This is a genomic window from Acaryochloris sp. IP29b_bin.148 (assembly GCF_028285565.1).
Taxonomy (GTDB): domain Bacteria; phylum Cyanobacteriota; class Cyanobacteriia; order Thermosynechococcales; family Thermosynechococcaceae; genus Acaryochloris.
The window spans coordinates 21309-35778 of sequence record NZ_JANQOY010000171.1 but is presented as its reverse complement, the minus strand read 5'-3'; the positions used below and the strand labels follow the sequence as shown (position 1 = coordinate 35778).

The 14470-nt window shown below is 50.2% G+C and carries 11 protein-coding genes; 8 read left to right on the top strand and 3 right to left on the bottom strand.

Annotation, left to right across the window (positions count from 1 at the left end; all coding sequences use genetic code 11):
* Positions 1–55: 55 nt before the first annotated feature.
* Positions 56–889 carry a hypothetical protein gene (locus Q0986_RS15750; RefSeq protein WP_299412298.1) on the top strand — a complete coding sequence of 278 codons (834 nt, stop codon included), beginning with the start codon at positions 56–58 and terminating at the stop codon, positions 887–889.
* Here the strand turns inward: Q0986_RS15750 and Q0986_RS15745 are convergent.
* Positions 886–3333, bottom strand: a complete 2448-nt coding sequence (locus tag Q0986_RS15745) for a CPBP family glutamic-type intramembrane protease (protein WP_299412293.1) — start codon at positions 3331–3333, stop codon at positions 886–888. The genes Q0986_RS15750 and Q0986_RS15745 overlap by 4 nt on opposite strands.
* Before the next feature lie 270 nt (positions 3334–3603).
* Here Q0986_RS15745 and Q0986_RS15740 point away from each other — a divergent pair, with 270 nt between their 5' ends.
* From Q0986_RS15740 to Q0986_RS15710, 7 genes are all read left to right on the top strand, one after another.
* On the top strand, positions 3604–4326 hold the full coding sequence (locus Q0986_RS15740) for a lipid-binding SYLF domain-containing protein (RefSeq protein WP_299412288.1): 723 nt from the start codon (positions 3604–3606) through the stop codon (positions 4324–4326).
* Between the two features lie 34 nt (positions 4327–4360).
* On the top strand, positions 4361–6013 hold the full coding sequence (locus Q0986_RS15735; protein WP_299412283.1) for a phospholipase D-like domain-containing protein: 1653 nt from the start codon (positions 4361–4363) through the stop codon (positions 6011–6013).
* Between the two features lie 196 nt (positions 6014–6209).
* On the top strand, positions 6210–7679 hold the full coding sequence (locus Q0986_RS15730) for a TldD/PmbA family protein (protein ID WP_299412280.1): 1470 nt from the start codon (positions 6210–6212) through the stop codon (positions 7677–7679).
* Between the two features lie 49 nt (positions 7680–7728).
* Positions 7729–8463 carry a Uma2 family endonuclease gene (locus tag Q0986_RS15725; RefSeq protein WP_299412275.1) on the top strand — a complete coding sequence of 245 codons (735 nt, stop codon included), beginning with the start codon at positions 7729–7731 and terminating at the stop codon, positions 8461–8463.
* A 95-nt stretch (positions 8464–8558) separates the two neighbouring features.
* Positions 8559–9899 carry a TldD/PmbA family protein gene (locus tag Q0986_RS15720; protein ID WP_299412273.1) on the top strand — a complete coding sequence of 447 codons (1341 nt, stop codon included), beginning with the start codon at positions 8559–8561 and terminating at the stop codon, positions 9897–9899.
* A 228-nt stretch (positions 9900–10127) separates the two neighbouring features.
* A complete protein-coding gene (gene recG / locus Q0986_RS15715) occupies positions 10128–12605 on the top strand; it encodes an ATP-dependent DNA helicase RecG (RefSeq protein ID WP_299412270.1) in 2478 nt (825 codons plus the stop codon).
* Positions 12606–12913: 308 nt separating this feature from the next.
* The gene (locus Q0986_RS15710; RefSeq protein WP_299412267.1) at positions 12914–13186 is read left to right on the top strand and encodes a hypothetical protein; all 273 of its coding nucleotides are present in this window, start codon (positions 12914–12916) and stop codon (positions 13184–13186) included.
* A gap of 74 nt (positions 13187–13260) precedes the next feature.
* Here the strand turns inward: Q0986_RS15710 and dut are convergent, their stop codons facing one another.
* Together dut and Q0986_RS15700 are read right to left on the bottom strand one after the other, a co-directional pair.
* Complete coding sequence (gene dut / locus Q0986_RS15705) at positions 13261–13692, bottom strand: dUTP diphosphatase (RefSeq protein ID WP_299412264.1); 432 nt, start codon at positions 13690–13692, stop codon at positions 13261–13263.
* A 215-nt stretch (positions 13693–13907) separates the two neighbouring features.
* On the bottom strand, positions 13908–14357 hold the full coding sequence (locus Q0986_RS15700; RefSeq protein ID WP_299412260.1) for a hypothetical protein: 450 nt from the start codon (positions 14355–14357) through the stop codon (positions 13908–13910).
* Positions 14358–14470 lie beyond the last annotated feature (113 nt).

Here is a 14470-nt window from a genome sequence, read left to right as displayed (position 1 = left end):
CAAAAGCAGATTATTGCCGCGTTGTTGATGAAATTAAGCGGGATTGGGAAAGTTAATGGCTACGAAGAAAAGTTTGTCGGATTTACTACGGGAAGAAGCAACTAAAACTGCGACCCCTGATCAAAAAGATGAGGCGAAATCAGCCACATCCACCAGCCAAAAGAAAGCCGCATCCGCTAAAAGAACTGCGGCTAAAACGGCGACGACTGCCAAGAAAAGCACGGCCAAATCGTCCACAGCTAAGAAGACTGCGGCTAAAAAGACAACCGAGACTGCGGCTAAAAAGACTGCGTCCACTGCCAAGAAGGCAACGGCCAAATCCGCCTCAACAAAGAAGTCAGCGACAACCCAATCGAGCCGGAAAGCAGCGGCGACAGCGAAGAAGACTAAAGCGACCTCAACCGCAAAGAAAACGGCAGCGAAACCCGCCTCAACCGCAAAAAGTAGCGCGACTGCCTCTACTGCCAAGAGCACTCAACCCACTAAAGCTGATCTAGAAGTGAAAGTCAGTGCCCTAACAAAGGACTTAAAGGCAGCTCAAACCAAAGAAACGGCGTTGCAAAAGAAGGTGGCTCAATTAGAGTCGCAGCTGGCTGAACAAAAAACAGCCCTGACAGCCCTGCAAAAGTCGTCAAATCAAATGGATACGATTAAAGAGAAGCTAGAGCAAACGACTCAGGATGCGGTGCGATTAGCAAAAGAAAATGATCGACTACAAAAACAATTGACTGAGCTACAGACCAGCTCGACAGCGAGAAGACCACAAAAGTCGTCGGCGTTGGTTGCTTCACGTAAAAAGTCCACGAATACCCGCTCTATCTTTCATCGCCCGGTACGTTCGAATCAGGCTCCTCCCAGCCGCTCCTTTGATACCTGGTGTTACGACTAGGGTTTAGACTTGGCCTCAGTGTTGCTCAGTCGCTCCTGTCCGCCTAAATACAGCAACCAAATCGCCACCACTAGCCAGTGCATGATTGTGCCTGGCCAAATTGAACCTGTGAGCAGATAGGTGCAGGTACAGGCAATGCCTAGCAATGTGGCCAAGGTTAAAAAGGTGGGGTTAAAAAAAGTTGGATCACCTGCTTTGTAAAAGGTGCGAGCATTGAGAGGATGGTACAGCACAAAAAGCATTAAGCTCAGTCCTGACCAAAGCAGCACCGTCACCTCCCACACACCCTCTTGGGGATGGGGAATCAGCAAGCTGCGAAAGAGTAATTCTTCCACTAGGGCAGGCATAATTAGACTGCCAATCCAAACCCGAAGTTGGACCGATCGGGAATAGGCCGAAAATTGGGGTGAGGACAGAAATCCTACCTGGGTGCCCCACCCTAAGGCGATCAGACCATATCCCCCCAAGATTAGCCCTGAGACTAACCATCCCCTTGGGGTGGGCAAAGTTGTGGTGGCTTCTACTAACCGAGAAAAGGAAAAGGAAAGGAGTGGCCATTGCCCAAATAATTCTGTGGGAGCCAGAGGGCTAATGCCTGGATTCCAACCGCCCACCTGATTGGTATTGAGGAACCACAGCGGGGTGCCTTGATTGAGAAAGATACGAATGATTTGATCCTGGGCTACCCGTGGGATGAGCGTTCGCCAGCTGAGAATTTGAGCGATAAAATCGTCAGCATGGCTAAAGGTTTCGGGTGAAGCGATGCCTGCTGCCACTTGGGCATTTTGTTGCCAATCACGCCGGACAATCCCTAGCGGAACCAGCTCTCTCTCTAAGGCATTCCCTAAGGTCGTTAATTCTTGAAAACGTTGCGTTTGAGGATCTTGAGGATGCTCGGTCAACCAAGTTTGAATGGCTGGGGACCGTTGTACCTGGTATTGGATCCGCTTAATCGTTTGGTAGACGGCCTGACTGGAATCCTGCACACAGGATTTGGCAGGGGTGACCAGCGCTGACCCTGTCCCATCGCCAATCCGGTAGCGAGCGGCCATTAGTTGTAATTGCATTTTTAGCGCTGATAAGGGATCGATGACAATCTCGCCAAATTGATAGGGCTGTGTCAGGGCTTCAGATTTAACCAGCACATCCAAGACGGGACGACTCCCTAACCAACCTCGGTTGAGATGCCCCATATATTCGGCCCAATGGGTGGGGCCAGCGACGATGCCCTCGGGATTATGGGCATAGACCTGTTGGTATTCAACCTCGAATTGTGGCTCTCCCGTAAACGGATCTTGGATAACCGTAGCGATCCCATATCCAAAATGACCTGTGACGGTGCCGATGACTGCCTGCGGCTCTGCTTTTTTGCCGCCAATCCCACCAAAGAGATGGACCACTAGGGCTTGATCGCCTACCTGCCACTGATCGATGGCTGCTTGATGCTTTCGGAATGGGTGATCAACGATGGCCCGTTGGAGTTTGCCCTTATGTTGGGCCGTTTGTTGCCAGACTTTGCGTTTAAAGTAATGCTTGCCAGCGCTAGTGCTGGAAAAGTGATAATCGGGCTGAAGTTGGAAGAGGGAACGAGGTGCGATCGCACTCACCTCAAATATCCCCTCAGCGTTTTTCGAGCCATAGATATACCAGCCTGCTTTACCTGCTGGAGATGATGCCAATTTTCTAGGAGTGGATTGAAAGACACCCGCAGAATTGGGCTGATCCTGACGAATGTGAACGACTTCTTCGGGGCCATTAAACCGTCGAGTGTTGGGATTGTAGTGACGAACCCGAGTCAACTCACTGGGACAGGGAGAAGGACCAGGACATTGTTTGGGAACGGATTGAGTCGTGGGGACTGGACCGAGGACTTTGACGAGTCCGTAGTCGATGCCAGGGACTTGTACCGGATCTTCTGCAAGTTTGAGGTGAGGCGTGGGACTCGTCTCCACTTGTACCTGTTTTAATCTCACTAGGATATCGTCTGTGGGTCTTGCTCCTGCTAGAGATTGCAGTGGCCCAACTTGCTGACGTCCATCTAATCGGTGAGGGTGAATATTACCCTTCTCGCGGCTCTGATGGGCCTCTGCCGAGAGTTTGACATCCTGTTGTACCCGTTTGACCTGAGCTTGGACGTCAGGATTGTCCTGCCATTGCAATCGCACTGTTTGACCGACAAAATCGGTAAGGGGACTGTGGTAGACCTCGAACCAAACCCAGTCCGTGTTATCTGCCTGTGGCGGTAGGATTAGGCGACCCACCCATTGCCCCATCGGGCGATAAAGACTGTCCTCAATGTTAGATGCCTGAAGCGTCGGAGCAGTCTGAGGCTCAGCACTCAGAGTGGTTCTGTCTGGATGGAGCAATCCCCAGCCCAGACAAAACGTGACAGCAATCAGACTAAAGGCCCATTGGTAGCGGTTTCGAACCCGGTTAAAACGCATCTTGGTGGCTAACGTTGAAATGGTGGATGAAAAAACGGACTAGAACTATCAAACAACAAGTTTCATCTCAAAAACCTTGCTATTTTATGATTTCGATGCTATCCAATGGCTAGAAAATAAGGGATTGAAATCAGTTTGTTCCCGCTTGGTGTTGTCCATTTCCACCAAATTTAGTATTCCAAAACTGTTTTGTTTAATGAGGATGCTGAAACTTTCCAACAAACTGGTGGTCATTATCCTTGTGAGCGTCTTGTCTAGGGAGAGATAGCGATGAAACTCAAGTCTATGGTGGCTGTGCCCGTAACCGCAGTGCTTGTCGTCACCACAACGATGCCAACGATGGCAGCCTCAGATGTGGAGAAGCAGGCGAACGCCGAAAAGATTATTCACTCGTCTCAAGATGTCTTAGAAGACATTCTGAGCGATCCCAAAACGCAAATCCCTTCAGAGCTACTGGAGCAAAGTCAAGGTATCGCAATTTTCCCTGGCGTGATTCAAGCGGGATTCTTGTTTGGGGCACGTCGAGGGACTGGAGTGATGATGCTCCGGCAAGAAGATGGATCTTGGAGCAATCCTGCCTTTATCAGCATCACAGGCGGTAGTTTTGGTCTACAAATTGGGGCCAAATCGAGCGACATTGTCTTGGTGTTTCCCAATCGCAGTACGGTGAATGAGGTGATGTCTAAATCCTTTGATATTGGTGGCAGTATTTCCGGGACGGCAGGGCCAGTCGGGGCCACGGCAGTCGATCCCACAGATGATTACAGCAATTCTCCCATTCTGACCTATGCACGCAGTAGTGGCTTGTTTGGGGGGGTTGCGATTGATGGCTCAAAAGTAGGGTTTAACAAAGGCAAAAACCGAGATTTATATGGCCAATCCATTACCCCTCGCCGAATTTTTAGAGATCCAGATGTAGAAGCCCCTATCGTTGTTGATTCTCTCCGACAGATACTTGAAGAGTCAGAACTAGGGACCTATAGCCGCTTCTAGTCTGCCGATGCAGCGGTTGCAATGGGGGCTAACCTTGGTTGTTCTCCTCGGTGCCGTAGGGATTGGGGTGAATCGTTGGCAGCGATCGCACTCCCAGTTCCAGACCATCGAACCTCTCCCACAACATAGCCAGATTCGGGTTTATATGAACCAGAGTCTGGCTAATTCTTTTACGGACGCCTATCGGCAAATTACCCGACCTGGAGACGATTTGGAGTCCATTATTGTCGAGCAAATTCAGGCGGCTCAGTCCACGGTGGATGTAGCGATCCAGGAATTGCGATCGCCTCGGATTGCCCAGGCATTGCGCGATCGCAAGCAGGCGGGGGTTCGCGTCCGAGTGGTGTTGGAAAACATTTATAGTCGTCCCTGGAGTAGCTTCACGCCTCCAGAAGTTGCGCAAATGAACTCGCGGCAGCAAAAGCGATATCAAGCCAATTTTCGCTTGATCGATCAAGACCAAAATGGTGAACTCAGCCCCACGGAAATCAATGAACACGATGCACTACAGGTGATTCGCAACGCGGGCATTCCTTGGCTGGATGATACAGCTGATGGGTCTGCTGGGAGCGGTCTGATGCACCATAAATTTGTGGTTATCGATAGTCAGACTACCCTGGTGACCACGGCTAACTTTACCCTGTCAGGCTTGCTCGGTGATTTAGACGCGCCAGATAGCAGAGGGAATCCGAATTCCCTAGTTGTGATTGAGAGCCAGCTCTTAGCTCAGTTGTTTACCGAAGAGTTTCAATCGCTGTGGGGGGATGGTCCGGGCCAGGCAACGGATAGCAAATTTGGTGTGAATAAACCGTGGCGTTCTGCCCAAACCTTCAGGGTAGGTGATGCCAAAGTACGGGTACAATTTTCGCCATCATCTCTCTCTATTCCCTGGTTGGATAGTACCAACGGGCTGATCGGTCAAACCTTAGCCAAAGCCCAACAGCAGATCGACTTAGCCTTATTTGTGTTCTCCGAACAGCCCCTCGTGGATCAGCTGGCAATGGAATATCAGCAAGGCGTCAAACTACGCGTATTGAGTGATCCTCAGTTCGCCTATCAAAGCTACAGCGAAGTGCTAGATATGCTAGGCGTAACACTTAGTCCTTCTCGGAGTGGCGCTTTGACGTGTCAAGCCGAACCGCACAATCGACCCTGGTTAAAGCCCCTCCAAACCGCAGGAACGTCTCAACTGCCAAGCGGGGATGTGCTTCACCACAAGTTTGGAGTTGTGGATAACAAAACTGTGATCGTGGGATCTCATAATTGGTCAGATGCCGCCAATCGGCTCAATGATGAAACGATATTAGTCATCGAACATCCCCAAGTTGCAGCCCATTATCAGCGGGAATTTGAGCGTCTTTATGCGAATAGTCGCCTGGGAATTCCGGCCTTTCTGCGTCGCAAAGCTGAAGATCACCAACGTCAATGTGGACCACAACTGACAGCCGCATCTATTCCGTTTAGCCTTCCCTCTGCTCCGCCGTCCCCTCAGACTTCATCGTTAGTAAATCTCAATACAGCCAGCCAGGCAGAATTGGAGAAATTACCGGGGATAGGGCCAAAACTAGCATCCCGTATTATTCAGGCGAGACAACAGCGTTCTTTTACCTCGCTAGCAGATTTAGATCGGGTGCCAGGTGTGGGTCCCAAACTCCTTGAGACCTTGAGAGGACAAGTGACCTGGTAGCAGTCAGCCTCTGGATAACGAGTCTGTTGAACGGTTAATCATGGCGAGCTGAAGAGGTTTGCCTTGCCCGTACAGACTGATTTTGGGCGGGTCTGCTCGCACGGGCTGAGTTTGTTACACTGACTACATTGGCCCTTGATATCAGATTTGCTGATCAGCCTTTGCCCATCTGCAATCCACTGGAATCACTATACCTATGTCTCCAACTGCGCTGCTTTCCCGCGAACTCCCCACCTTGGACTATTCTGCGACCCGCGATCGCTTCGACGATACCTGGCGATCACCCTTATCCACGCTATTAGGGTTAGGCCGAGCAGCTGGAGCTGATTTTGTCGAGTTTTTCCTAGAGCGAGTCAACTACATTAGCTGTTTGGCTGAAGAAGATGCGATCACCAGCATTTCTCCCCGACTGGTTGCGGGCGCAGGCGTCCGTGTCTTTCTGGGTAAGGGAGATTGCTACGTCAGCACTAATGATATGAGTTTTAAGGGCCTGAAGTCGGCCTTAGAAAAAGCCCTGTCGATTCTGGGCTTAAACCTACCTAATCCGCAGGCGTTTATACCTGAAATTAACCTAGAGCTGCTGCGCGACTATGCTGCTGCCAATGGCAAAGAGGCTTGGCTGTCTAATTGTAGCTCTATGCAGGAAATGGGCGATATTTTGCTCACCGCCAATGCCCAACTGAATAAGGATGCTGCTCATGTGCAGTCTCGCCGCGCCACCTATTTCCGAGATTGGCAGGAAGTCTTAGTGGCAGCCAGCGATGGCGTGTTTGCCCGTGATATTCGTCTCACCCAATCGGTGGGCTACAGTTTGCTCTGTGCAGAAGGTAGCGATCGCGCCTCCATTAACAAGCGGGTGGGTGCTACGAATAATCCTAATTTCCTCCGCTCCTGGCAGTATGCCGAGGATTCAGCGGAAGTCTCAGAATCCGCCGGACAAATGCTCCATGCGGACTATGTGGAGTCTGGCAATTATCCAATTATTATGGCCAATGAGTTTGGCGGGGTGATCTTCCATGAAGCCTGTGGTCATCTATTAGAAACCACCCAAATTGAGCGCCAGACCAGTCCCTTCTCGGACATGAAAGGCCAAAAAATCGCCCATGAGAATCTAACGGCTTGGGATGAAGGATTGTCTCCCAATGCCTTTGGCTCCATTGATATGGACGACGAAGGCATGCCCGTGCAGCGTACCCTATTGATTGAAAACGGCATCCTCAAAAACTTCCTGTCTGACCGAGCCGGCTGTATCCGCACCGGACATCCTCGCACGGGCAGTGGTCGTCGGCAAAGCTATACCCATGCTGCCGCGAGTCGGATGCGCAATACCTATATTGCCCCCGGTAACTTCACCAATGAGGATCTATTTAACTCGGTGGAGAAAGGCATCTATTGCAAAAAGATGGGGGGCGGCAGTGTTGGCCCGACGGGTGAGTTTAACTTTGGTGTGGATGAAGCCTATCTGATTGAGAATGGCAAAATCACCAAGCCCCTCAAAGGCGCGACCTTGATTGGGGAAGCCAAGGAGATTATGAAGCGAATTTCCATGTCCTCCCAAGATTTGGGCCTAGCGGCAGGCTTCTGCGGTTCCATTAGTGGCAGTATTTATGTCACGGTGGGACAGCCCCATATCAAAGTGGATGAGATTACCGTGGGTGGTCGCTAAGTAAAAGCTTGCTACTTCAACTTGCTCAACTGCTTTACACTCTGTTTGTATGACTGAGTCTGCATCCCCACAGGCCATTACTTCTCGTTTCCCTGACCATACTCAGTTACCGGAAACAGATGGTACCTTTGTGAAAAATTTCCAGGAACATCCGCAAAGTCTGTTACTAACGGATTCACTCAGCACGACTTTGCGACAACTGCATCCAGATGGCCAGTATTGTATTGGCCAGGACTGCGGCATTTATTGGCGAGAAACTGAACCCGCAGAACAGGGCGCGGTTGCACCGGATTGGTTTTATGTTCCTCATGTGCCCCCCAAACTCAATAATCAGATTCGACGGTCCTACGTGTTGTGGCGAGAGTATATCGCCCCAGCCGTTGTACTGGAATTTGCCTCGGGGAGCGGTAGCGAAGAGCGGGATCAGACCCCTTTTACTGGCAAGTTTTGGGTCTATGAAAAAATTATCCGAGTTCCTTACTATGGAATTTATGAGATTAATTCTGCCAAATTAGAGGTCTACGAATTGGTGGGTGGCCAATATCAACAGTTATCGACGAATGATCGCGGGCACTATCCTATTCCCCCTTTGCAGGTCGAATTAGGTCTCTGGCAAGGACACTATCAAAACCAAGAAGGAACCTGGTTGCGGTGGTGGACCTTGGCGGGTGAATTGTTGCTGATTGGCAATGAACGGGCCAGTCAAGCGGAAGCCAAAATGCAACAGTTGGGTGAACGCCTGCGGGCAATGGGGGTTGATCCAGAGGCTGAAGGTTTGCTGTAATCCCAACCAATCAATTTAATAGGTATAAGGTTTTGGCTCCATATAGGTATAAAAAACACCTCGACAACAAATAAAACATAGGAGAGTTAAATAGCGTGTCTGATGTTGCTACCATTGCTGCGATCGCAAAAGAAAAAGCCCAAGCCTTAGGCATTCAAAAGTTTGATGTCTGTGGGTCTACCGTCGATGAAGCCAGCGTCCAAGTCGATCAAGGCGAACCCAAACAGGTTAAGGCTTCCAAACGCTCTAGCGTGATGGTCCGCGTCTGGAATGAAGCCCATACCGTCGGCGTCACCACCACCAGCGAAGTGGATGAACTGGGACTCGAATTGGCACTCAAAACGGCCCAAGAAGCCAGTGCCTTTGGAGCCAAAGAGCATGTGCCGGATTTTAGTCCAGAAGCCACCGCCGCTCTGGACGCCACCCAATCTGAGCTAGTACCCCAGGCGGAAATTGCCACCTTGATTGAGAATCTGGTGCAGACCGAAGCAAAATTAATGGAAGCCCATGATGCGATCGCAGGCGTTCCTTACAATGGCCTTGCCCAACGAGATGCCCAGCGGTTCTACCTCAACAGTGAGGGGGCTATGCGGCAAGAGGCCCGGTCAGCCAGTTCGATCTATCTCTATAGCAAAACCGAACAGGAAGGCAAACGTCCCCGCAGTGCTGGCGCTTACCGAGTCAGCCAAGGTCTAAAGCAGCTCGATATTGAAGGATGCTTGCAAGAAACCGCAGAGAAAACCATCAGTCACCTCAACTATCAGCCGATTACCTCGGGCAAGTATCGCGTTGTCCTGTCTGCCGAAGCGTTTCTTAGCTTGTTAGGGGCCTTTTCCAACCTGTTCAATGCCCAAAGCGTACTTGATAATCGCAGCCTATCTACGGTTGAGTCACTCGGAGCAGAAATTGCATCCCCCCTTCTATCCGTTGCTGATGATGCTCTCCATGCCGACAACGTGGGCAAAACCACCTTTGATGACGAAGGAACCCCCACCCGACGCATTCCAATTATTGATAAAGGGGTGCTCACAAATTTCCTCCATAGTTCAGGAACGGCTAAGCGCTTAGATACTCAACCTACAGGGCATGCCAATCTTGGAGCCAAGGTTACCGTGGGGCCACATTTCTACCATGTGTTTGCCGCCAGCACCCCTGAGCAAGCCTACAGCTTAGAGACTGCCGAAAATGTCGTCTTTATTGATGATGTTCAAGCCCTTCATGCTGGGGTGAAAGCGCTGCAAGGATCTTTCTCTTTGCCTTTTGATGGCTGGCTGGTTAACAAAGGCGAGCGGGTCAGTATTGAATCAGCTACTGTTGCTGGAGATTTCCGAGAATTGCTTAAGTCGATTATTTATGTTGAATCGGAGGCGGAACTCACACCTGGTGGTATTTGCCCCAGAATCTGGGTGGATGAGCTATCCATTACAGGTGAATAACACGCTATAGGCTAGCTTTAGTGATTCAATCAATGGACTGTCGTTTTTGGGATAGTGCGCTCTTTCAGAACACTATCCTTACTGATGGCACTCTTATCGTTGAACCCACCCAGTATGATTGATCTCAATGAAGTGCTGATAAGAGTACTTAGACCGTGTTATCTCAGATAAACAGGACTCAAAATCTCCATTGATCACTACAATGGGAGCAATATTGCTGCAACGTCTATGGGTGATTCTGTTCCAGTTGTGTCCACCGCCAACCTGCCCGATTGGGTGAGGTTGCAACAGGCCCTCTCTGTAGAAGCGGATCGCGGATTTTGTGACCTAGAAGGCAAGCAATTTCGCTTTAGTCAATTTCTCCAACAGAGTTTGGCCAGCACGGTCCCGCCCCATTCCGAGTCTGCGGTGCAAGAGCGGTGGCAGTCTACGGCTCAGAAGTTTGGTGGCTATGCAGAACTGACTCTAAATCAGCGCCAACACTTGGTGGCTGAAACTCGCCGCCTCCTCTACACCACCCAGAAAGATTATCGTCAGGCGACTGATCCGCCGCCAAAGCCTCGTAAGCCTGCCACGCAAAAGCTAACGGCTGCCCCTCAGAAGTTGTCCTTGGATCTCCCCATTCTGTCCTTGTCCGGGATTGGCCCTAAAAGCGCTCAGAAGCTGGAGAAATTGGGGCTATATAGCGTCCGGGATTTACTGTTCTACTATCCCCGTGACCATATTGACTATGCGCGCCAAGTCTCTATTCGAGATCTGGAAGAAGGGGCAACGGTCACTCTAGTGGCGACAGTGAGGCGGGTGAATTGCTTTAGCAGTCCCCGCAATCCCAAACTCACCATCTTTGAGCTAGTGGTCAAAGACACCACTGGCCAAGTCAAGCTCAGCCGCTTCTATGCCGGTAATCGCTTTCGTAGTCGCGGGTGGCAAGAGCAACAAAAGCGTCTCTATCCCCCTGGCGCCGTGGTGGCGGCCTCTGGCTTGGTCAAAAGCAGCAAGTATGGCATCACCCTAGATAACCCTGATCTGGAAGTACTCAACCATTCTGGGGACAAAATTGAGTCCATGGTCATTGGGCGAGTGGTGCCCATTTATGCCCTGACGGAAGGGGTGACCCCGGACCTGGTGCGGCGAGCGGTGGTGGCGGCCCTGCCCGCGGCAAAAAGCCTGCGCGATCCATTGCCCGAGGGCCTGCGGCAGCAGAATAATTTGACGGACTTGCCGAGTGCGATCGCAGATGTACATTTCCCCCCTGATAGCGATGCCTTAGATCGAGCCCGCCGCCGCTTGATCTTCGATGAATTCTTTTACCTACAGCTCGGGATGTTAGTCCGTCGCCAACAGCAGCGCCAGACCCAAGAAAGTGTGCCCTTAAGCGTGCATGGGGAATTGCTGGAGCGGTTTTACGAGGTGTTGCCCTTTACCCTGACTGGGGCGCAACAGCGAGTCGTCCAGGATATTCTGGCGGACCTGCAATCCACCAAGCCCATGAACCGCCTGGTCCAGGGAGATGTGGGGTCAGGTAAAACCGTGGTGGCGGTGATTGCTCTCCTGTCAGCCATTCAATCTGGGTACCAAACCGCCCTGATGGCCCCCACGGAAGTTCTGGCGGAGCAGCATTATCACAAGCTTGTGGAGTGGTTTAATCAGCTCCACCTACCCGTTGACTTGCTGACGGGCTCTACCAAAGCGGCCAAGCGCCGACAAATTGCTGAACAGCTCAAAACGGGCGAACTGCCCTTACTTGTTGGCACCCATGCCCTGATTCAAGACAACGTGGAATTTGATCGCTTGGGCTTAGCCGTTATTGACGAACAGCATCGGTTTGGCGTTCAACAGCGAGCCCTGCTCCAGCAAAAAGGTCAGCATCCCCATGTGCTCACCATGACCGCTACTCCTATTCCCCGCACCCTGGCCCTCACCCTTCATGGCGACCTGGATGTCAGTCAGATTGACGAGCTACCGCCGGGGCGACAGGCGATTCAGACGACGATGTTAACGACCCGTGATCGCGCCCATGCCTACGACCTGATGCGGCGGGAAATCGCCCAGGGACGGCAAATTTATATTGTCTTACCTCTAGTGGAGGAGTCCGAGAAACTGGATTTGCGATCAGCAGTGCAAGAGCATGATCGCCTGCAAACCACCATTTTCCCTAACTTCCAGGTGGGGTTGCTGCATGGTCGGCTCACTTCGGCGGAGAAAGAAGAGGTGATTTCCCAGTTCCGGGAGCATACCCTGCATATTTTAGTTTCAACCACTGTGGTGGAAGTGGGCGTCGATATTCCCAATGCCACGGTGATGTTAATTGAACATGCCGATCGGTTTGGCCTATCCCAACTCCATCAGCTCCGAGGTCGGGTCGGTCGAGGAGCCCATCAATCCTATTGTCTCTTGATGAATAGCTCGAAAACGGAAACGGCCCGCCAGCGGTTAGCGGTGTTGGAACAGTCCCAAGATGGCTTTTTTATTGCCGAAATGGATCTGCGCTTTCGGGGGCCAGGAGAAGTTTTAGGCACCCGCCAATCGGGACTGCCTGACCTAGCCCTAGCCAGCTTAGTGGACGATCAAGAGACCCTAGAATTAGCCCGTCAAGCGGCTGAAAAAGTCTTGAAAAAAGACAGCACTTTAGCGGCTTGGCCCCTGATGCAATCTGAATTAAATCTTCGCTACCAAAAACTGATGGGTGGGGCAATTTTTACATAGATTTGCAACAATGCGTATTTATGGGTATCATAAATAATTATCATGTGTGTGCTCCGGGGATCCGCGACTTTAGACTCCGTAATTGTCGTTCCCGGGGCAATTTATTTTTAAATTGGCTGATAGAGCATCTTCTCTTCACCTTTCAGACAGCTCTCTCTTGAAATCTCCAAGCCCTCTCTAAAGCTTATCCAGAAAGATTTTGGAGATCATCTTGCTGGAGAGGCACGAGATCAAACAAATAATTTCACTGCTCTTTGAACCTTTCTAGAACCGCGCCAGTCTAAGCAGTAGCGTTACACAATTGACTTATGACTAAAAAATCCCTTGTTTTAGCAGCTGTTCTAGTACTAGGTTCTGCTGGAATTGCGATCCCAGCTAATGCGAAACCCATTATTCGTAAAGGTCCCAAAAGAACCTTAGTTCGGAGTCCCAAGCGCACCTTCTATAGTGGCCCCAAACGGACGTTTTATAGTGGTCCGAAGCGCACGTTTTACGATGGCCCTAAGCACACTGTCTTCAATGGCCCCAAAGGTACTGTCGTGAAGGGACCTAACAAAACGATTGTTAAACCCCATCGATAATCACTGTCTTGAGGTTGGATATCTCCTCCCCCATCAAAGCTTGGCCAAGCATTTGTATTTCTCGTTAACCCGCCTTAAGCATATCCAGTTGATCCAAATCCCCCTTCCCCTCTTTGGGTAGGGCTTAGTTCAGAGACTTCTTCAATCTCGACTCGCAAAATGGGTGCAATCACCATTTGAGCAATTTTCATCCCCTCAACCACTTGAAAGGCTTCTTGACCGTGGTTGATTAAAATTACGCCAATTTCACCGCGATACCCCGCATCAATGGTTCCTGGTGAATTTAATACTGTAATGGAATGTTTTAGGGCTAACCCACTGCGTGGTCGCACCTGGGCTTCTGTTCCCTGGGGCAACTCGATAGCAATCCCGGTGGGAATCAGGGCAGATGCTCCCGGCGAGATTTGCTGGGATTGGATGGCAAACAAATCTAGTCCTGCGTCATCGGCATGACTATAGAGAGGAACTTGGGCTGCTTCGTTTAGCTTGATAATTTTAATTTTCATGGTTGGCTGTTCATCCACTTTGAAGCATTGTCCTTGATCAAAACGCTGGAAGATTGGCAGGGAACAGAGTAAAGCAAATTTTTTGCAATGAAATATGGGAATCAATGCCTAAGATGACTGAGAGTTGATGAGAGATTATCTATACCTAAAAAGACAATCAATTCTCTATTTTATCCATTTATAATCTACTTTTCGCTGATTTTTATAAGTATTCTTCACTTTGGATTTAAATCAAATTTTTGGTAGTGTACAACCTGTTGTTGAAGTTGAAGGACTTCAGATTCTGAAATTTCCCTTTTCGTGCGTAGCCAATCTATCGCGCGGAATATATCAGTTTCATCCAGCGAAACCCATTCCCACAATCTCATTTCAAAATTTAGCCAGCCTGCTGTTTCCCAAGCGAGTAACCTCATGTCTTGAATCTCGTCTAGTTTCAGCCCCCGGCAGAGGAGTTCATTGACGACCCGCTCGTAGTATTGTTCGTTGTATTCAGTATCTACAATTTCTTCGCATATCAGTGACCATGTTGACAATTGTGTCAAACGTTCGAGTTTAGGAGCGCTCTGGTTGGCCAACCGAGAGGCGGCTAAAGCGAGTGCACCTTCTTTACTGATTTGAGATAAAAATTTGGGGGTAATGCAGAATCGTACAGGTTTCAAGAACATCGAAGAGATGAAAAACAGTCTAATAACCTACAGGATAACTGGACTGAAGAATGATGGAGATGCGCAAAGGAAGCCATCTTGGCTATTCGGCTCATCTACTCCTTATATGTTTT